This is a genomic window from Salinibacterium xinjiangense (assembly GCF_014645015.1).
GTDB lineage: Bacteria > Actinomycetota > Actinomycetes > Actinomycetales > Microbacteriaceae > Rhodoglobus > Rhodoglobus xinjiangensis.
Window position 1 is genome coordinate 553066 of the sequence record NZ_BMLC01000002.1, and the last position, 20248, is coordinate 573313.

General features: G+C 65.2%; 17 protein-coding genes. 12 read left to right on the forward strand and 5 right to left on the reverse strand.

Features of this window, described 5'->3' with window-relative positions; genetic code table 11:
• Positions 1-108 precede the first annotated feature (108 nt).
• The gene (locus tag IEW81_RS09340) at positions 109-1302 is read right to left on the reverse strand and encodes a polysaccharide pyruvyl transferase family protein (RefSeq protein WP_097059639.1); all 1194 of its coding nucleotides are present in this window, start codon (positions 1300-1302) and stop codon (positions 109-111) included.
• 118 nt (positions 1303-1420) lie between these two features.
• Between IEW81_RS09340 and IEW81_RS09345 the strand changes: the two genes are divergently transcribed.
• Entirely contained in the window at positions 1421-3580 is a 2160-nt protein-coding gene (locus IEW81_RS09345; RefSeq protein ID WP_097059640.1) for a glycosyltransferase, read from the forward strand.
• Positions 3559-4866, forward strand: coding sequence for a glycosyltransferase (locus IEW81_RS09350; protein WP_308421896.1), 1308 nt, complete (start codon positions 3559-3561; stop codon positions 4864-4866). The genes IEW81_RS09345 and IEW81_RS09350 overlap by 22 nt, the downstream gene beginning before the upstream one ends.
• On the opposite strand, the gene IEW81_RS09355 is transcribed toward IEW81_RS09350, so the two are convergent.
• Genes IEW81_RS09355 through IEW81_RS09365 form a run of 3 tightly spaced genes read right to left on the reverse strand, consistent with a single transcriptional unit; the run spans position 4821 to position 7009 of the window.
• Positions 4821-5522 (reverse strand): hypothetical protein, encoded by a 702-nt coding sequence (locus IEW81_RS09355; RefSeq protein WP_097059642.1) that lies wholly within the window; start codon positions 5520-5522, stop codon positions 4821-4823. The genes IEW81_RS09350 and IEW81_RS09355 overlap by 46 nt on opposite strands.
• Before the next feature lie 40 nt (positions 5523-5562).
• Entirely contained in the window at positions 5563-5937 is a 375-nt protein-coding gene (locus IEW81_RS09360; protein WP_143544612.1) for a hypothetical protein, read from the reverse strand.
• A 55-nt stretch (positions 5938-5992) separates the two neighbouring features.
• Positions 5993-7009 (reverse strand): magnesium and cobalt transport protein CorA, encoded by a 1017-nt coding sequence (locus IEW81_RS09365; RefSeq protein WP_097059843.1) that lies wholly within the window; start codon positions 7007-7009, stop codon positions 5993-5995.
• Between the two features lie 57 nt (positions 7010-7066).
• On the opposite strand from IEW81_RS09365, the gene otsA reads away from it, so the two are divergent.
• The gene (gene otsA, locus IEW81_RS09370) at positions 7067-8572 is read left to right on the forward strand and encodes an alpha,alpha-trehalose-phosphate synthase (UDP-forming) (protein WP_097059644.1); all 1506 of its coding nucleotides are present in this window, start codon (positions 7067-7069) and stop codon (positions 8570-8572) included.
• The gene (gene otsB, locus IEW81_RS09375) at positions 8560-9387 is read left to right on the forward strand and encodes a trehalose-phosphatase (RefSeq protein ID WP_229671329.1); all 828 of its coding nucleotides are present in this window, start codon (positions 8560-8562) and stop codon (positions 9385-9387) included. Before otsA ends, otsB begins: the two co-directional genes overlap by 13 nt.
• A gap of 149 nt (positions 9388-9536) precedes the next feature.
• Here the strand turns inward: otsB and pdxH are convergent, their stop codons facing one another.
• Entirely contained in the window at positions 9537-10178 is a 642-nt protein-coding gene (pdxH, locus tag IEW81_RS09380) for a pyridoxamine 5'-phosphate oxidase (protein ID WP_097059645.1), read from the reverse strand.
• Between the two features lie 125 nt (positions 10179-10303).
• Here pdxH and IEW81_RS09385 point away from each other — a divergent pair, with 125 nt between their 5' ends.
• From IEW81_RS09385 to IEW81_RS09420, 8 genes are read left to right on the forward strand one after another with little or no spacing between them, the layout of a single operon-like run.
• Positions 10304-13216, forward strand: a complete 2913-nt coding sequence (locus IEW81_RS09385; RefSeq protein WP_097059845.1) for a Na+/H+ antiporter subunit A — start codon at positions 10304-10306, stop codon at positions 13214-13216.
• Positions 13213-13722 (forward strand): Na(+)/H(+) antiporter subunit C, encoded by a 510-nt coding sequence (locus IEW81_RS09390; RefSeq protein ID WP_097059646.1) that lies wholly within the window; start codon positions 13213-13215, stop codon positions 13720-13722. Before IEW81_RS09385 ends, IEW81_RS09390 begins: the two co-directional genes overlap by 4 nt.
• Positions 13719-15296 carry a Na+/H+ antiporter subunit D gene (locus tag IEW81_RS09395; RefSeq protein WP_097059647.1) on the forward strand — a complete coding sequence of 526 codons (1578 nt, stop codon included), beginning with the start codon at positions 13719-13721 and terminating at the stop codon, positions 15294-15296. Before IEW81_RS09390 ends, IEW81_RS09395 begins: the two co-directional genes overlap by 4 nt.
• Positions 15289-15948, forward strand: a complete 660-nt coding sequence (locus IEW81_RS09400) for a Na+/H+ antiporter subunit E (protein ID WP_097059648.1) — start codon at positions 15289-15291, stop codon at positions 15946-15948. The genes IEW81_RS09395 and IEW81_RS09400 overlap by 8 nt, the downstream gene beginning before the upstream one ends.
• Positions 15945-16262, forward strand: coding sequence for an MrpF/PhaF family protein (locus IEW81_RS09405; protein ID WP_097059649.1), 318 nt, complete (start codon positions 15945-15947; stop codon positions 16260-16262). Before IEW81_RS09400 ends, IEW81_RS09405 begins: the two co-directional genes overlap by 4 nt.
• On the forward strand, positions 16259-16690 hold the full coding sequence (gene mnhG, locus IEW81_RS09410; protein WP_097059650.1) for a monovalent cation/H(+) antiporter subunit G: 432 nt from the start codon (positions 16259-16261) through the stop codon (positions 16688-16690). Before IEW81_RS09405 ends, mnhG begins: the two co-directional genes overlap by 4 nt.
• Position 16691: 1 nt before the next feature.
• Positions 16692-18407 carry a dihydroxy-acid dehydratase gene (ilvD, locus tag IEW81_RS09415; protein WP_097059651.1) on the forward strand — a complete coding sequence of 572 codons (1716 nt, stop codon included), beginning with the start codon at positions 16692-16694 and terminating at the stop codon, positions 18405-18407.
• A 40-nt stretch (positions 18408-18447) separates the two neighbouring features.
• The gene (locus tag IEW81_RS09420) at positions 18448-20247 is read left to right on the forward strand and encodes an acetolactate synthase large subunit (protein ID WP_097059652.1); all 1800 of its coding nucleotides are present in this window, start codon (positions 18448-18450) and stop codon (positions 20245-20247) included.
• The last annotated feature ends 1 nt before the right edge of the window (position 20248 follow it).

Here is a 20248-nt window from a genome sequence, read left to right on the forward strand (position 1 = left end):
CGGAACGCGACGATGCATTCGTATTGACGGACCGACCGCAGTCGGGAGTACTCCCCTTGTTGCCCATCAGTCTACAAGAGATCTGATGGATCGCCAGTTGAGGGGCCGCTAGGGGCGGGTCGCACCGAAAATCGCCGCGATGCGATCCCACCAGGCAGATGACGCGGCGTGGGCGCTGGGTGCCAGCGCGGCAGCTCCGGAGCGGATGACGTCACGATCGGCCCACAATCGCGCGACCAGGGCCGCGCCCCTGCCCGCCAGCAGTTCGTCGACGCCCAGCAGGCCGTCCTGGCCGAAGTTGCCGAGCGCTCCGCTCAGTTTGACGCCGGTGTACCCGTCGACGGGGATCCCGATCGTCGGAACGCCGGCGGGAACGGCGAACACCACGGGATGGTACCGGCTACTGACGACCATGGCGGCTTTCCTCGCCAGGCTGGCGCCCGTCACCGAATCGACGGGCGGCACGATCCTGGCCGGGCTGGCCATCGCGGCGATCACGGCATCGTGCATGACGGCGTCGCCGCGAGAGGGGCCATCCAGCGGTCCGAAATGGGCGAAGAAGACGATCTCGAGGCCAGTCTCTGTCGCAACGGTGTCGAGCAGTGCAGCGAGTGCCACCACGACCTCCGCCCGGGAGGCATCGCCGACATGGCTGGCAACGCTGACGAGACAGTAGGTCGACGAGGCCGGCACGTCATCGCTGACGAGGAAGCTGGCGTCGTCGATCGTCTGGGTGAGGTCGGTCAGTCCCAGCCGCCCGCACAGCGCAAACGAACTCGGTTCGCGCAACCCGACCACTTCGGCGCTGCCCAGCAGGTTACGCACAAGGGCGGAGTCGGCGTCATCCAGCTCGGGCCCGATCGTCTGGCCGCTGACGACGACGGGCTTGTCGAGGGCGACGGCGATGCGACCCAGCGCTGTGCGCTCGAAAATGTGGTGCGGCCAGAGGGTCGACATGTTGCCGCCTCCGGCGATGGCCAGTCCATCCGAGTCCCGGATTGCCGCGATGACCTCGTGTGCGGGGTCGTCGGCATCCAGCGTCGACGGGGTAGACACCGCCGCGACGACTCGGGCCAGTCGTTCCTCGCGATCGGCGCGGGAGCCTGGCCACCCGATAGTGCGGATGGCCGAGATGTTATACCGCTCCGCGCTCTCGGCGGGTGTCGTCGAGATGCCCGTGATATCGGTGATTCCGCGTTCCCGCAATGCGTTGACGGCCGCTTCGAACATCGCTTCGTCACCGATGTGGATCATTCCGTCGACGACACCGATATCCCCGATGACGACAATTCGCTGTGGCACCCATTCTCCTTTTGGTCGCGTTTACGTTAGCTCATCCTTTCCCCTGTCTCGGACGCATATCATCGAGATGCATTGTCAATTCAGGCCGCACGGCCGACATCCGGGAGGGGAGTGAACCGTGGGTATTCTCACCGCGCTCGACTCTGTTCGACACGCAACCAGGCTCGTGGATGCCATGCGGCTCGCCGATGAGCTCGCCTTCGAGGCCAGCCGCGAGGGCGGCGTCAGGACTATCCGTGTCTTGAAGGCAGCCATCGCCGACGATAACCAGCTCGTCGCCATAGCCGCCACGCACGCCCTGTCCGGTATTTTCGACGAAGACGCAGACCGGGCGATATCGAAGCTCCTGTCGAGCCGGAAAGGCTTCCTGCGCGAGCATGCCGCCTGGGCGCTCTGCTCGCGACTTCCCCAGGTCGACGCCGTCAGCCGGCTGATCGGGCTCGTGATCGTCGGGGGATTCGGCGGGATGGTCGCCCAGCGCACCCTCGAGCAGTGGTCGCATTCGACCCCGCAGATCATCGCCGTCGGGCTCGAAGGCGCCCTCCTCGGTGTGCGCGACGAAGATGCACGGTACCGGCTCGTCGAGACCCTGGGGCTGGTTCGCAGCGGTATGACTATCGCGCCACTGCTGCGAATGGCGGCAGACGAGAACGAGTTCGAGGTCGTGCGCGTGGCCGCCGTGTCGGCCCTCGGGCAACGCGGACCCGATCCACGTATCGTCAGTTATCTCGATGGTGTGGCAGCAGTAGCAGATAGCTACCTCGCCGATGTCGCGAAGCTCTCGCGGTTCGATATCTCCGAATTGCCTGCCCAGGCGAATCCCGGTGTCCTGACCGTCGCGCAACTTTTCCTGCACGCCGATATCGACGCCAATCTGTTGCAGGTGGGTAGCGGCGACAACGGCGGAATCGCGACACTGCTCGTGCGCCTGGGCGACGCCCTCATTGCGGCACCGGATGACTCGACCAGGGTCGAGCGGGTGATCACCCTGTCTCGGGGAACCGCCACAGACGCCGTGGCGAGCGTGTCCGAGATCGCGACCACGGCATCGGGACACGTGTACGGTCGCGTCCCGACCCTGAGTGAGCCGATCCAGTCCGCAAGCGCCTGGCCGCTGCGTGTCGCAGTGCGGCGGGGCATCCGGAGGCTGCTGCGAGCCGCGGGTGGCGTCGATGTGCTCCACCTCAGGATGGCCGATGTCGGTAGCCTCGCCGCGGCCGATGTCGCCCGGGAGCTCGACATCCCCGTCGTGTTCACCGTCGCTCCAGACCCCCATGCCGTCATCGATTCGCTCGACAACTCGGGCGCCCTCACCCAGCAGAACTTCGGCGACGTCGACGAACGCGAGCATTTCTGGTTCAGGGTCAGGCTCGTGCAGCGGATGGCGGCGAACGCCGACCACACGGTGCTGTTTCCGAGGCCGAATCTCGAGAGCGACATGCGCGAGCTCGTCGGCATCGATATCAACGCGCATCCGGAGCGGCATTCGATCGTGCCGGAGGGCATCGACATGGGTGTGGTGGATCGCGCCGTGGACGAAGCCGCAGACCTGGCGGCGGGCCTCCCGGGCTCGAAGCCGCTGGAGCAACTGCGCGACCTGCTCGAGGCCCTGCCGGAATGGCGCAGGGGCCTTCCGCTGCTGGTCAGCGTCGGCCGGTTCCACCGGGTCAAGGGCATGGCGACGATCGTCGAGGCCTGGGCGAACGGGCCGCTGGCCGACCGCGCCAACCTGCTGTTGATCGGGGGAAACCTGCAGTCGCCGTCAGCGGATGAACTGCAGCAACTCGCGGCGATGGACGCGGTCATCCCCGCCGACAACCGTGTGCAGCACGGCCTGCTGCTCGCGGGCCACCAGCCCAACGACACAGCGGCGCGATGGGTTGCCGCCGCCCGGTTCGGTGTTCCAGGGCTCGCGGCACCGCGAGGTGTCTACGTCTGTGGAAGCCTGAAGGAGGAGTTCGGCATCGCGCTGCTGGAAGCGATGGCGACCGGGCTCTTCGTGGTCGCGCCTGCTGGTGGCGGGCCCGCGACCTACGTCCAGCAGAACGTCACGGGACTGCTCGTGCCCACCTGGGATCTCGAGTTGCTGCGCGCGGCGATGGTCGACGCGCTCGACTTCGCCTCTGCCGAGACCGATGACGAGCGCCCGGCCCTCTCGCGAGCCACGGTCGAGGAGAGCTTCACGATCCAGGCGATGGCCCGATCGCTGGCCGAGGTCTACAGCGACGTGTCCACGGCCCAGGCCGGACTCCGGGAGTGGATCGTGCCCACATCGTGACGCTGCTCATCATTTGCCCCGACTACGCGTCGCACCTGCTTCCGCTGGCGACTCTGGGCACCGCCTGGCGAGACTCCGGCGAGCGTGTCGTCGTGGCCACGGGCCCGGCGATAGCCCCCATCGTTGAATCCTTCGGTTTCGAGAGGGTGCACCTCCAGCTCGGCAAAGGGTCAAACCCCGGTGTGATCAGGGCTGAAGACCAGCCGCAGGGCGAAGACGACGCCCTGCGCGGCTTCTTCGATGCGACCAGGCGCGGAATGGTCGACACCCTCGCATTTCAGGCCGAGGCCCGGCTCAGCGACTTCATGTGGGAGCCGGTACGGGTGGCGCGCGCGGTACAGGCGGTCGTCGAATCCGTCGCGCCCGACGCGATCATCGTCGATCACCTCGCCTTCAGTTCGAGACTTGCACTGGATGCCGCGGGCATCTCGTACGCGGATGTGCTGGTGGGGCATCCATCCGCGCTGCCGCTCGCCGGCGAGGTGTACGGATTCCCGCCGGCCTGGCCTGCCGCCTTCCAACCGGGTTCTGGCGACCTCCGCGCTCTGCGCGAGCTTTGCGACCGCGTGAGCGAATCGTTCACCGCCGAATGGAATGCCGCCCTTGCCGAACTGAATCCTTCTGCCACACCGTCGGCGAATGCTTTTGCGGAGCACGGGGAACTGCTGATGCTGAACTATCCGGAAGAGCTCGCCGACGACGCGAGAAAGCAGGCGCTGCCGAAACACGTGTTTCTCGGGTCGTCTGTGCGTGAGGAAAACCCCGACGCAGAGGTCGACGCCTGGCTGGCGTCGAGTGACGAGCCGTTCGTTTACGTGAGTTTCGGCAGCTTCCTTTCGGTGCGGACGGACGTCACGGAGAAGGTCGTGCGCGCCCTGGAGTCGGTCGGGGTCCGGGTCGCTCTCGCGCTCGGCTCCGGCGACCGGCGCGACCTCGGCGACCTGCCGGACGGGTGGCTGGTGCGCGAGTTCCTGCCCCAGGTGAGGCTGCTCGGCAGCGCAGCGGCAGCTGTCACCCACGGAGGCAACAACAGCGTGACGGAGGCTGTGACGTTCGGTGTGCCCCTCGTCGTGCTGCCATTCTCGACCGACCAGTTCGCAGGCGCTGAGGCGATCGAGCGAGAGGGTTTCGGGGTGGCGCTGGCGCCCAACGAGGCGACTGTCGCCGAGCTCCAAGCAGCGATCGCGAGTGCGCTCGCGCTTCCGCGGTTACGCCTGGACGAGCTGGCGCTGAACCTGCGTCAGGCGCCGGGCAGTGCTCGCGCGTTCAACGCCATGTCTGAATAGGATTCCCCGACCAGCACTCGCATCGCATCGACATCCCCCGCTGCGGCCCTGTAGCGCTCCATCAGCGCGGCGTTCGCGTCATAGTGCTCGCCTTCGCGGGCCTCGGCTTTGTGGTGGAGGGCGAAGACCGTGCCTTCCGAGCGACGCGGAGGTTCGCCGAGCAGGGTCGAGTGCGCGAGGTACCAGGCTGCATCCTCGAAACCCCAGCCCCGGAAGCGCTCATCCTGAGCACCATGGCTCTCCCAGGTGCGCCGGGTTGTGACGTACACGCCGGAGCAAGCCCCACGCACCAGCTCGAACTCGCAGTCGTCGAGGGCGGTTCCCGCCGCCTGCTGGGCCGAACCGGATGCCCCGAGCCAGTGATACCGGGTATACGGCAGGTGCACGCGCCCCGAGTCCGCTGCCGCAGCGATCGCCTCCAGTAGGGATTCCCGCTGGGGGATGGTGTCTGCGTCGTTGACCACGACGACCCGGTCAGGGTCGGTGATCGAGGCGATTCCGGTGTTACGAGCCTGCGAGAGATTGAAGATCTCGTCGCGGGAGTCGACGAACACGAAATCGACGTCGCCGATCTCGTCGAGATACCAGGTGCGCACGGAGTCGAGGGCGGGGATTCGTGTCGGTTGCGCGCGCCACGGGATAACCACTGTCAGCATCAGACCAGCCTAAACGAGCGGATGCCGCTGCCGTGCAGGACTAGGCGGCGTGGTGGAGCAGGGTACGATGCTGCGCCATCGCGATCTGACGATCGACGTCTGCCGTGATGGTAGCGGGGCCGGTGGTCTTGATTCCCAGCTCACCCTCGATGTGCTTCCACAGCTTTTCGTGCTCGGCCATGGGGGTGGGTTCTGCGACCCGGCGACCCTCGGTGAGACGGACCGGGTTGAATGCCGTGGCGACCTCGTGGGCGATGGTGTCAGCGACGGTGGCGACGAAAAATGCGTCGTCTGCGGCCGGGCGACCCATTGTGATGCGGAAGCTTCCACCCGGACCGAACATATCGATCAGGCGCTCGCGCATCAGGTCGAACACAAGTTGTTGTTCGACCTCGGTGGCTGCAGTGTGTCGCACGGACATACCCCCAGTGTGAGGGACGCTACCGCAGGTGGCCGGAAGCGACACGCCGCTACAACCAGTCGCGCCTTTTGAATACGAAATACAGGCTCACGGCCGACCCGAGCATCAGCAGCAGGGCGAGCGGGTAGCCGAAGGTCCATTCGAGTTCGGGCATGTATCTGAAATTCATGCCGTAGATGGCGGCGACGAGGGTCGGCACGAACAGGATGGCGGCCCATCCGGAGATCTTCTTGACCTGGTCGCCCTGGCGGATGCTGGTCTCTGAGAGGTTTCGCATCTCCTCGTTCTGGCGCTGCATCACGAGCGTGGACTGCACGGTCAGGGCATTCTCGAGAACCGCCCTGAACGAGTCCGCACGCTCGACGACCTTGAGGCTGTGGTCGAGCACATCCCGCAGGTTTCGTTGCAACTCGATGTCGACGTTGTATTTTGCGAATCCGGCTTCGAGCGAGCGCAACATGTCGATGAGCGGATGGGTTGCACGCTGGAAGGCCATGGTCTCGCCGGCCAGTTCGTAGATGCGCCGGAGAACCGAGGGATCGCGGTCGAACAGCTGGTCCTCGATCTCGTCGACGTCGTTCTCAAGACCCCGGATCACCGGAAGGTACTCGTCGACGACCTCGTCGAGCACCGCGTACAGCACGGATTGCGGGCCGAGGGTGAGCAGCGCCGGTGCCTTCTCGAGCCGCTTACGAACTCGCCCGAGGTCGGGAGATTCGGCGTGACGGATCGTCACCGCAAAGTTCGGTCCGATGAACAGGTGCACTTCGCCGAACTCCACCTCTTCCGGCGCGTCCAGGTATCGCGCTGATCGCAGGACGACGAACAGGGTGTCGCCGAATCGCTCGAGCTTGGGGCGCTGGTGGCCCTTGAGGGCGTCTTCTACGGCGAGGCGATGGAGGCCGAACTCGACGGCGACCGCTCGCAACTCCTCCTCGGTTGGCCGGTACATGCCGATCCAGGCGAAGCCGCCGTGATCCCGCAGGGCTTCGAACGTGAGATCGAGGGTGACCGGGTGTGCGTCGCGCACACCATCGCGATAGATCGCATTGTCGATGATGGGCATTTCGCCATGATAGGCCGCGCCGTCGGCCGGTGGATCGCGCTGGTAGCGTGGAAGCACATGTCTGACTCGACGCCTCTCACTGCAGCCGAATACGATTTCGTCATCGTCTCGAACCGTTTACCCGTCGACCGTGTCACAGACTCGGACGGCGTGGCCAGCTGGACCCGATCTCCCGGGGGTCTCGTTACCGCGCTCGAACCGGTGATGCGTGACGCCGAAGGCGCCTGGGTGGGCTGGGGTGGCCAACCCGATCTCGAGATCGAGCGGTTCGAGAATGACGGCATTCACATCATCCCCGTTGCGCTCAGCGCGGTGGAGATCGAGGAGTTCTACGAGGGGTTCAGCAACGACACCCTCTGGCCGCTTTACCACGACGTGATCTCGTCTCCCGCCTACCACCGTGAGTGGTGGGAGTGTTATGTGAAGGTCAACCAGCGCTTCGCCGACGCGGCGGCGGCGGTGAGCGCCCAGGGCGCGGCCGTTTGGGTGCAGGATTACCAGCTGCAGCTCGTGCCGAAGATGCTGCGTGAGAAGAGACCAGACCTCACCATCGGCTTCTTCAACCACATTCCGTTTCCGCCATACGGTATCTACTCGCAGCTTCCCTGGCGCACCCAGATCATCGAAGGACTGCTGGGGGCCGACGTCATCGGATTCCAGCGGGTTGCGGATGCTGGCAATTTCCTCCGGGCAGTGCGCAGGCTCACCGGCTACCAGACGAAGAATCCTGTCATCGAAGTCACCTCGAGTTCCGAGCGGCCCCGGCGGGTGGTTGCCCGGGCCTTCCCGATCTCGATCGATGCCTCCAGCTTTGAGAAACTGGCGCGACAGCCGCACATCCAGGAACGCGCGAGGAAGATCCGCGAGGGCCTCGGTAACCCGAAGACCGTCATGCTCGGTGTCGACAGGCTCGACTACACGAAAGGTATCGGCCACAGGCTGCAGGCATTCGGCGAGCTGCTGGCAGAGGGCAGGGTCGACGTGCAGGACGTCACGCTCGTGCAGGTGGCAAGCCCGAGCCGTGAGCGTGTCGCCGCATACATGCAGCTCAGGGATGAGATCGCGCTGACGGTGGGCCGCATCAACGGTGATTTCGCCACGATGAGCCACACCGCGATCAGCTACCACCATCACGGCTATCCCCGCGATGAGATGGTGGCGCTGTACCTCGCGGCCGATGTGCTTTTGGTGACAGCCCTTCGGGACGGCATGAACCTCGTGGCCAAGGAGTACGTGGCGAGCAGGTTCGACGAAGGCGGAGTGCTCGTGCTCAGCGAGTTCACCGGCGCGTCGGACGAGCTCAAGAAGGCGCTGCTGGTCAACCCCCACGACATCGACGGGCTGAAGGACACGATTCTTCAGGCCATTGCAATGCCGGAGAAAGAGCGCAGCTCCCGGATGCGATCCCTTCGCAAGCGCGTGCTCGAGAACGATGTCGCCCGCTGGTCGAACAATTTCCTGAAGACCCTGGAGCAGGCCCGCGCCAGTCGCTACGACCGACTGGTGCCTGTGCAGCTGCCAGACGAGCTCGAGTGGACTGTAGACAAGCGGTGGACGGACTGATGGTCGACGTCGACACCGACCCTCCGTGGTCGAAACTGCCTGAACCTCTCATCGGGGCACTCCGCGAATTGGCTCGTACCAAGCGACTGCTCGTCGCGCTCGACTTCGACGGCACCCTGGCACCGGAAGTGGACGACCCAGAGAAGGCACGCGCGCTTCCCGAGGCGAGAGCGGCCGTGCTCCGGCTTCTCGCGATGCCGTATACGAGGGTCGCGCTCGTCTCCGGCCGTGCGATGAAGAGTCTCGAGCAGGTCGCCGACCTGCCTGATTCGGCGCTGCTGGTGGGTTCGCACGGCATCGAGATCCGGCTCGATCCCGACGACGACCATTCCGCGCTCGACTCGGCCGAGCAGGCCAGGGTCGACGTGCTGAACCTCGTGCTCGGCGAGGTGGCTGACTCGATGGATCAGGTCTGGCTCGAAGAGAAGCCTGCCGGCTTCGCCCTGCACACGAGGCTTGCCACAGAGCACAACAGCAGGGTCGCGCACCTCGTCGCGCGATCTGAGGTCGCGGCCGAATTGTCGGGTGTCACGGTGCGCGAGGGCAAGAATGTGCTCGAGTTCTCTGTGCGCTCGACCACCAAAGGCGAGGCCGTTGAGCACCTGCGCCAGTACACCGGGGCGGACGCCGTGTTCTTCGCGGGCGACGATGTCACGGATGAAGACGCCTTTGCCGCGCTGGGCGCAGACGACCTGGGGCTCAAGAGCGGGGAGGGATCCACTCTCGCCAACTTCCGGGTGCAGGGTCCAGAGCAGGTAGCCCGCACCCTCGCACTGCTGGCCGACCTCCGCGAAGGCGACGTGCACGAGCAGTAGCCGTCCCATCCGCCGCTCGTCGCGCACCCCGAACCCTTCCGAAATGACGGAGATCCCGGCGATGGTGGCATCCACTGCCTGGAAAATCCGGGACAGGATGCCTCGGCTTCCGTCATTTCGGAAAGTAGCGGCGACCGTTTGCGGCGGGACTACGGCTGCAGTCGCTCGATGCCCCAGCCGCCATCAGCGGTGGGGGTGTAGCGCAGCCGATCGTGGATGCGCGACGTACGACCCTGCCAGAATTCGATAGACCGCGGCACGACCCGCATGGCTCCCCACCACGACGGCCGTGGGACAGTATCGGTTGCAACGAACTCCCGGTCCATCTCGGCGATGCGGTGCTCCAGGGCGGCTCGCGAGCCGACCGGTTGGGATTGCTCGCTCGCGATCGACGCCAGTTGTGATTCGCGCGGCCGTGATGCCCAGAGTGCGTCGCTCGACTCCGGAGTGCCTCGCGACGCAGAGCCGAGCACGATCACCTGCCTGTGCAGCGCGTACCACGGGAACAGCAGCGAGACCGCTGGGTTGCCGTCGAGTTGAAGGCCTTTCGCCGAGCGGTAGTTGGTAACGAACTCGAAGGCCCCACCCCCGAGCCCTTTGAGTAACACCGTTCGACTCGACGGTCGGGCTTCGGCGTCGACAGTGCCGACCACCATCGCGTTGGGTTCGTAGACCTCCGCGCGCTCCGCGGTGTCGAGCCACAGGGCAAACTGCTCGAACGGATCGGACGACACCTCGCTCTCGTCAAGCGGTGTCGATCCATAATCCGTGTGCCGTTCGAGCGAGTCCATGACTCCATCCAACCGGTAGAATTGGCCTGCGGCAACGGTTGACTCCGATGCTCTCCAGTGCCTTACAGATGCTGCGACGCGCATATGCCGCCGCCCTTCGATCGATCAGCGCCCTGGAAGGACAGATGCTCGCAATCCTGCTGGCCTTCGGCGTTGGCTCCCTCGTCATGCCCTTCGTTGTGGGACGCTTCGGTCGCAACGCTTTCTTCATCGCTGCCCTGGTTCCGCTGGCCGCGTTCGTCGACGCTCTTGTCGCTGGTCCGCGGGTGATGGCAGGCGAGCCGATCGCCCAGAGCGTCGACTGGGTCACAGAGCTCGCGATGACGATCTCGGTCAGGATGGATACGCTCTCGTGGTTGCTGGCACTCGTCGTCAGTGGTGTCGGCACTCTTGTGCTGGTCTACTGCGCGCGGTATTTTCGCAGCGACGAAGACTCACTCGGCAGGTTCGCCGCGGTCCTGCTCGCGTTCGCTGGAGCGATGTACGGGCTCGTCGTGGCTGACGACGTCTATCTGCTCTTCGTCTTCTGGGAAGCCACGAGTGTGCTCTCCTACCTGCTGATCGGGCACTACAGCCGCAAGAAGGCAAGTAGGGCTGCGGCTCTGCAGGCCCTGCTGGTTACGACCTTCGGCGGGCTCGTCATGCTCGTCGGGCTCGTGCTGCTCGCCGTGGAGACCGGTACCTCGAGTCTTTCCGGGATCATCGAGGCCGCGCCATCCAGTACCCTCGCCGTCGTTGCGATCATGCTCGTGCTCGTCGGAGCGCTCTCCAAGTCGGCCATCTTCCCCTTTCACTTCTGGTTGCCGGCGGCCATGGCGGCGCCCACACCGGTGAGCGCCTATTTGCATGCTGCGGCGATGGTGAAGGCCGGCATTTACCTGGTTGCTCGGCTCGCCCCCGGATTCTCGGAGATCCCGGGCTGGCACGAGGTCATCATCGGGCTCGGGGTGTTCACCATGCTGCTCGGTGGATGGAACGCGCTCAAGCAGCACGATCTCAAGCTGATCCTGGCCTACGGCACCGTCAGCCAGCTCGGATTCCTGGTCATCGTGGTGGGTTACGGCACGCGGGATGCGGCCCTCGCGGGTATCGCGCTTCTCCTCGCGCACGCCATGTTCAAGTCGACGTTGTTCCTGGCCGTCGGAATCATCGACCACCGTACGGGCACCCGTGACCTGCGCAAGCTCTCCGGCCTCGGCCGGGACGCGCCGGTTCTCGCGATCATCACGGCGCTTGCCGTCGCGTCGATGGTCGGGCTGCCGCCCACTCTCGGGTTCGTCGCCAAGGAGGCGGTGTTCACCTCCCTGCTGGAGGATGCCACGGCAGGTGAGCCCTTCGGCTGGATCGCACTTGTCGGGGTCGCCCTGGGATCGGTTCTCACCGTGGCGTACAGCGCCCGCTTCCTGTGGGGAGCGTTCTCGCGTAAGCCAGGGGTCGAGTCGCGCCGCTTGGTTCACGAGCACACCGACTTCTTCCTCGCTCCTGCGGTGCTGGCGGCCGGCGGACTCGTTCTCGGGACGCTGGCCAACCTCGTCGATGGCTGGTTGAGCGGATATCCCGCGGAGTTCCCGTCACCCGGGGAGGCGTACCACCTTGCGCTGTGGCACGGTGTCGAGCCTGCCCTCGGTATCTCGCTCGCGACCCTCGCCGCAGGGACCGTGCTCTTCCTCGCGCGCCAACGGGTGTCGAAGCTGCAGAAGAGCCTCGGCACCGGGATCTCGGCCGCAGACGCCTATGGCGCGACGATGCAGGCCGTCGACCGCACCGCGGCCCGCATCACCAGCCTGACCCAGCGCGGATCGCTGCCGTTCTACCTCGGGGTGATCCTTACGGTATTCGCGGTATCCATCAGCTCGGCGCTCATCCTGAACCGCACCTGGCCTGTGGAGTTCAGGCCGTGGGACTACCCGGCGCAGGTCGCGATCGGTGTGATCATGATGGTGGCCGCGATCGCCGCGACGCGTGCCGGAAAGCGATTCCAGGCCGTCGTTCTCGTCGGTGTCACGGGGTTCGGGATGTCTGCACTGTTCGCGCTGCAAGGGGCGCCAGACCTCGCGCTGACCCAGATCCTGGTCGAGATCGTGACGCTTGTTGCCTTCGTGCTGGTGCTGCGCAGGCTGCCGGCTCGCCTCGGCCAAAAGCACGGCACCGCCCACGGTGGCATCCGTGCCCTGATCGGGGCGAGCGTCGGAATCCTGATGGCGGTCGTCGCAGCTGTCGCGCTCGGTGCACGCACCGAACTCCCGATCTCGCTCGAGTGGGCAACTCTCGCCTATGAGCAAGCGCACGGCCGCAACATCGTGAACGTCGCCCTCGTCGATCTCAGGGGCTGGGACACGATGGGCGAACTGTCGGTGATCATTGCTGCGGCGACCGGTGTCGCCAGCCTCATCTTCATCAGCGGTCGGGGTGTCGACAACCTGCCCACGGTTGCGCGGGGCGTCGCGCGGAAGACCGCGCGAGACCAGCTGCTGAAGTCGAGGGACCCGGCAAACTCCGACCGCGGGTCGTGGCTGCTGGCCGGTCGCACTTTGGCGGACCGCAACCGATCCATCCTGCTCGAAGTGGTCGTGCGGCTGATCTTCCACCCGGTGATCGTCGTGTCGCTGTACCTGCTCCTCGTCGGCCACAATGCCCCGGGCGGCGGATTCGCCGGCGGGCTGGTCGCCGGGATGGCGCTGGTCGCACGCTACCTCGCTGGCGGTCGCCACGAGTTGGGTGCAGCAGCACCGGTCGACGCGGGCAAGCTGCTGGGCGCGGGACTCGTGCTCGCCGTAGGGACCGCACTGGTACCGCTGTTCTTCGGCGTTGACGCGCTCACGTCGACCTTCTTCGAATGGGATCTCGGCCTCTTCGGACGGCTGGAGTTCGTGACATCCACCATCTTCGATATCGGTGTTTACCTCGTCGTGATCGGGCTGGTGCTCGACGTGCTCCGCAGCCTGGGCGCCGAAGTCGATCGGCAATATGAGGAAGACGGCGTGCACGAGAAGCCAGCGGAAAAGGTCGCCAGCGGCGAACGGGAGTCGACATCGTGAGCGTGTCCATCGTGATGCTCGCCGTCATGGCGACGCTGTACGCCTGCGGTGTCTATCTGCTGCTCGAGCGCAGCATGACGAGGGTGTTGCTCGGATTCCTGCTCGTCGGCAACGCCACGAACCTCCTCATCCTGATCACCGCGGGCAAGGTCGGTTCTGCGCCGATCGTCGCCGATGGTGTGGCCCCGGAGGACATGACCGACCCACTGCCCGAGACGCTCATTCTCACCGCTATCGTGATCACCTTCGGGGTCTCGGCGTTTCTAATGGCCCTGATCTACCGTTCGTGGCGACTCGCCCACGAAGACAGCGTCGAGGATGACGCAGACGACATCGCGCTTCGCGCCGGCACGTCGATGGTGCCGAGCGACGGCAACGAACAGGATTCGTCAGACACCGAGTTCGGCACTCGTGGTGAGGCCGTGATCTCGACCGCTCGAGAGTCCCGACCGCGGGATGATGCCGCAGTATCTGATGCGCCTTCCGACGATGGGGGACCACGATGAACTGGCTGGTTCCGCTCGTCGTGCTGGTTCCGCTGATCGGTGCGGCCGCAGCGCTCATCCTCGGCAAGAACCCGTCAGCCCAGCGGATCGTTGCGATCGTCTCCCTCCTGATCGTGCTGGGCATCGGTGGGACCCTGCTCCATCTCGTCGACACCCAGGGTCCGCTCGCGATGGAGGTCGGCGGTTGGGCCGCGCCCTTCGGCATCGTGCTCGTGGTCGACAGGCTCGCGGCCCTGATGGTCATCGTCTCGGCCCTGGTGCTGTTGGCAGTACTCGTGTTCTCCGTCGGCCAGGGTCTCGCGGACGGCGACAACGAAACCCCTGTGTCGATCTACTATCCGACCTACCTGATCCTTGCCACCGGGGTATTCAACGCTTTTATCGCGGGCGACCTGTTCAACCTGTACGTCGGCTTCGAGATCCTCCTGGTGGCGAGCTTCGTGCTCATCACCCTCGGAGGAACCGAAGCGCGCATCAGGGCGGGCACCACCTACATCGTGGTCAGCATCGTCTCGTCGATGCTTTTTCTCGCGTCGATCGCGATGATCTACGCGGCGGTCGGCACGGTCAACATCGCGCAGATCTCGATCAGGATGGCCGACATCCCGATCGACGTCCAGGTGATCCTGCACATCATGCTGCTCGTGGCCTTCGGCATCAAGGCGGCCATGTTCCCGCTGTCGTTCTGGTTGCCCGACTCCTACCCGACGGCCCCGGCTCCTGTGACCGCCGTCTTCGCCGGTTTGCTGACGAAGGTCGGCGTGTACGCGATCATCCGCACGGAGACGATCATCTTCCCCGGCCCCGAGCTGAACATCGTGCTCATGGTCGTGGCCTTGCTCACGATGGTCGTCGGCGTGCTCGGAGCGGTGGCCCAGGCCGACATCAAGCGACTGCTGTCGTTCACCCTCGTCAGCCACATCGGATACATGATCCTCGGGGTATCGCTCGGTTCTGCCCTGGGCACCTCCGCAGCGATCTACTACATCGTGCACCACATCGTCGTCCAGACGACCCTGTTCCTGGGGGCGGGGCTGATCGAGCGAGCCGGCGGCAGCACCTCCATCACCAAACTCGGCGGGTTGCTGAAGTCGGCGCCGATCGTGGCCGTGCTGTTCTTCATTCCCGCTCTGAATCTTGGCGGCATTCCGCCGTTCTCCGGTTTCATCGGCAAGCTCGCCCTGTTCCAGGCGAGTGCTGAGCAGGGCTCGGTGCTCGCGTATGTGCTTATCGGCGCTGGCGCAATGGTCTCGCTGCTCACGCTGTACGCGCTCATCAGGGTGTGGAACATGGTGTTCTGGAGGCCTGCCCGCGATGTCGAGGGTTACGAGTCCCCGCTGCTCGACAACGTGACCGAGGCGCCGGGCGGCCGGACTGTGCAGGCGACGAGACGACTCCCCAGGCTGATGATCGGCGCCACGGCGGGAATGGTCGTGGTGAGTGTCGCACTCACGGTGTTCGCCGGGCCGCTGTTCGCCCTCAGTACCCGCGCTGGCGAGAACCTCGAGGGGCCGTCCACCTACGTCAACATCGTGTTCCCGGGAACGTCAGAGTCAGGAGGCGACGATGAGTGACCTCGCAACAGACGGCAGCGGCACCGCCGAAATAGGTGAGCCCGAGCCCGTCGTCCACAGGGAACTCCACTGGCGCATCTGGGTGCAGCTGCCGCTGATCGTGCTGATCGTGCTGCTCTGGATGCTGCTGTGGGGAACGTTCAGCTTGTTCAGTTTCGTCACCGGAGTCGTCGTGGCGTTCGCGGTGACGAGGGTCTTCTACCTGCCCCCCGTCGAGCTCTCGGGCAGGTTCAACCCGTTCTGGTTCGCAGTCTTTCTCGGCAGGTTCGCCTTCGACCTCGTCGTCGTCGCCTTCCAGGTCGCCTTCCAGGCGATCGGCCCGAGAGGCATCCGGCGCAACAGCGTCATCGCTGTCGATCTCGTGACGCGCTCAGACTTCATCATGACCCTGACCGCTGTCGCCATCTCCCTGATCCCCGGTTCGATCGTGGTGGAGGTGGATCGCCGCCAGTCGATCCTGTACCTCCACCTTCTCAACGTCGGGGATGACAACGCCGTGACCCGGACACGGCTCAAGGTGTTGTCGGTGGAGCGAAGCCTCGTTCGGGCCCTGGGCTCTATGGCCGACGTGCGAGACACCGGCGTGCTCGCGAGAAGCGGCCCAGCCGCGGGAATACCGGCGGTTCACCCTCGGGAGGGAGCAGGGTCATGACGAGCATCCTCTATATCGCGGCCACGATCCTGTTCGTCGGGGCGGGGTTGCTTGCGCTGTACAGGATCGTTCGCGGTCCGTCGATCCTTGACAGGCTGATCGCCTCAGACGTGATGCTGACGACGCTGATGCTCGTGATCGGTGCCGACATGGCGATCAATGGCCATACCCGCAGCATCCCGGTCATGCTGGTGCTGTCGGCCATTGCCACCTTCGCCACGGTCTCGGTTACGCGATATGTGTCAAAACAGGACAGGGCGATCACCGGCGTGGAGCGGCAGCCACAAGATCCGCTGGCGAAAGGCGACTCATGACCTTCGACGACGTACTCGACCTGCTCGCGGCCGTGGGCCTGCTGCTCGGAGCCTTCCTCTCGCTTGCGGCGGGGGTGGGGCTGGTGAGATTTCCGGATGCCCTCAGCCGCCTTCATGCCGCGACGAAGCCGCAGATCCTCGGGCTGATCTTCATCGTCGCAGCCATCGCGCTGATGTCGCGCAGCTGGTCGACACTTCTCGCACTCGCGCCGATCCTCGTCTTCCAGATGCTCACCGCGCCGATCTCGGCTCATATGGTCGGCCGGGCGGGATATCGCACCGGCAACTTCAATGCGGACATTTTGCACGTGGATGAACTCGATGAGGTCATCGAGCGCGCTACCCGGGATTCCGCTGACGGAGCAGCAGCGCCTTCTGGCGGGGCTTCTGGCGAGCGCACCGACCCTTCCGGCGCTGTACCCTTGTAGTATGCCCCAGGGTCCACAATCACCACAGACGCCTGATCTCAAGCCGCGCTCACGCACGGTCACCGATGGGATCGAAGCCACCACCTCACGCGGAATGCTGCGCGCCGTCGGCATGGGCGATGCGGACTGGGACAAACCCCAGATCGGCATTGCGAGCTCGTGGAACGAGATCACGCCCTGCAACCTCTCCCTCGACAGGCTCGCGCAGGCCGCCAAGGAGGGCGTGCACGGCGGCGGCGGATACCCGCTTCAATTCGGCACGATCTCCGTCTCCGACGGAATCTCGATGGGACACGAGGGGATGCACTTCTCGCTCGTCAGCCGCGAGGTCATCGCAGACTCCGTCGAGGTCGTCATGCAGGCCGAGCGCCTCGACGGATCAGTGCTGCTCGCCGGCTGCGACAAGTCGATTCCGGGCATGCTCATGGCTGCCGCCCGACTCGACCTCGCGTCTGTGTTTCTCTACGCCGGTTCCATTGCGCCCGGCTGGGTGAAGCTCTCGGACGGCACAGAGAAAGACATCACGATCATCGACAGCTTCGAGGCCGTCGGCGCGGTCAAGGCCGGCAAGATGAGCCTCGAAGACGCTAAGCGCATCGAGTGTGCCTTCGCACCGGGCGAAGGTGCGTGCGGCGGCATGTACACGGCAAACACGATGGCGAGCGTCGCTGAGGCCCTCGGAATGTCGCTGCCGGGATCCGCGAGCCCGGCATCCGCCGACCGTCGCCGCGACTACTACGCGCACCGCTCGGGTGAGGCGGTCGTGGGCATGCTGGAGCGCGGGCACACGAGCCGCGACATCCTGACCCTGAAGGCTTTCGAGAACGCGATCGCCGTCACGATGGCGCTAGGCGGTTCGACCAACGTCGTGCTGCACCTGCTTGCCATCGCCTATGAGGCCGAGGTCGCGCTGACCCTCGACGACTTCAACCGGATCGGCGCGAAGATCCCGCACGTGGGTGACCTCAAGCCATTCGGTAAGTACGTCATGAACGATGTCGATCGTCACGGCGGGCTTCCCGTGCTGATGAAGGCGTTGCTGGATGCCGGACTCATGCATGGCGACGTGATGACGGTCACGGGCAGGACGATGGCCGAAAACCTCGCCGAACTGAACCCCGAGCCGCTGGACGGCGAGGTGCTCCGTACGCTCGACAACCCCATTCACGCCACCGGCGGGATCACAATCCTGAGCGGTTCGATGGCACCGGAGGGTGCCGTCGTGAAGACTGCGGGTTTCGACGCGGACATCTTCGAGGGGCCGGCTCGTGTCTTCGAGCGCGAACGCGCGGCCCTGGATGCGCTCACCGAGGGCACGATCGAGGCGGGAAGTGTCGTCGTCATCCGCTACGAGGGCCCGAAGGGCGGTCCGGGCATGCGCGAGATGCTGGCCATCACGGCAGCCATCAAGGGCGCCGGCCTCGGCAAGGATGTATTACTCTTAACAGACGGCAGGTTCTCAGGCGGCACAACCGGACTGTGTATCGGCCACATAGCTCCCGAAGCGGTGGACGCAGGTCCCATTGCCTTCGTGCGCGATGGTGATCTAATAAGGGTCGATATCGCAGCTCGCTCGCTCGACCTACTTGTCGATACGGCTGAGCTGGAAGCTCGCCGAAATGGCTGGGCTCCCCTTCCTCCCCGCTACACGCGTGGCGTTCTCGCGAAGTACTCGCGTCTAGTGCACTCAGCAGCCGAGGGTGCGGTGACCGGGTAGTACCCGCGATCACACCCCGTCCGATTCAAAGGAATTCACTATGTCCACGGATTCAATGCCGCGGCCGAAGAGTTCGACGTCAGAGTCCCCAGCACCCGAGATCCTGACGGGCTCAGGCGCAATCCTGCGCTCGCTCGAAAATCTCGGGATCAAGGATGTCTTCGGTCTCCCGGGTGGCGCGATCATGCCCTTCTATGACGAGCTGATGGCCTCCACTGCGGTTCGCCACATCCTGGTGCGCCACGAGCAGGGCGCCGGGCACGCTGCCGAAGGCTACGCGTCGTCCTCGGGCAAGATCGGCGTGGCTATCGCAACGTCCGGCCCGGGTGCCACGAACCTCGTAACGGCGATCGCCGACGCATACATGGACTCGGTGCCGCTGCTGGCTATCACCGGCCAGGTCTTCTCGACCTCCATGGGAACCGACGCGTTCCAGGAGGTCGACATCTCCGGCATCACTATGCCGATCACGAAGCATTCGTTCCTCGTGACGAGGCCCGAAGACGTGCCGGCGACCCTCGCGGCCGCGTACCACATCGCGACCACCGGCCGACCAGGACCGGTGCTGGTGGATGTCACGAAAGACTGCCAGCAGAAGAGCGCGCCGTTCATCTGGCCACCGAAGGTCGACCTGCCCGGGTACCGCCCGGTGGTGAAGGCCCACGGCAAGCAGGTGCAGGCCGCAGCGCAGCTGCTGGTCGAGGCGGAGCGCCCCGTCTTCTATGTCGGCGGCGGAGTGATCCGTGCCAATGCGTCAGAGGAGCTCTTCGAACTCGCCGAGCGGGTCGGAGCGCCGTTGGTCACGACCCTGATGGCGCGGGGCGCGTTCCCCGACTCGAACAAGCTGAACCTGGGGATGCCCGGAATGCACGGCACGGTTCCCGCGGTGCTCGCGCTGCAGGAGGCGGACCTCGTCATCTCGCTCGGTGCGAGATTCGACGACCGGGTCACGGGCAAGCCGAGCGAATTCGCTCCGCTCGCCAAAATCGTGCACGTCGACATCGACCCGGCCGAGATCGGCAAGATCCGCGCGGCGGATGTGCCGATCGTCGGCGACGCGAAAGCCGTGATCGTTGACCTGAGCGCGGCCTTCGCCGAGGCATCCACATCGACGACCCCGGACTACTCGGACTGGTGGGTTCGACTCGACGCCCTGAAGGAGCAGTATCCGCTGGGCTACACCATGCCTGACGACGGGCTGCTGTCACCGCAGCAGATCATCGAGCGCATTGGCCAGCTGTCGGGTCCGGAGGCGATTTACGCGTCCGGCGTCGGCCAGCACCAGATGTGGGCAGCGCAGTTCATCAAGTACGAGCGGCCGAACGCGTGGCTGAACTCCGGTGGCGCCGGCACCATGGGCTACGGCGTCCCCGCCGCCATGGGCGCGAAGGTCGCCAATCCCGAGCGTGTCGTCTGGGCGATCGACGGTGACGGTTGCTTCCAGATGACCAACCAGGAGCTCGCGACCTGCACGATCAACAACATCCCGATCAAGGTCGCGATCATCAACAACTCGTCGCTGGGGATGGTGCGCCAGTGGCAGACCCTGTTCTACGACGGTCGCCACTCGTTCACCGACCTGAACACCGGCCACGGCACGGCGATGATCCCCGACTTCGTGAAGCTCGCCGACGCTTACGGGTGCCTCGCGATCCGTGTCACGAAGCAGGAGGAGGTGGATGCCGCGATCCAGCTCGCTCTCGAGACCAACGACAGGCCCGTGGTGATCGACTTCATCGTCAGCCGTGACGCGATGGTGTGGCCGATGGTCCCGCAGGGCCTCAGCAACTCCAGTGTGCAATATGCCAGGGATCATGCTCCCGAGTGGGAAGAGGACTAAG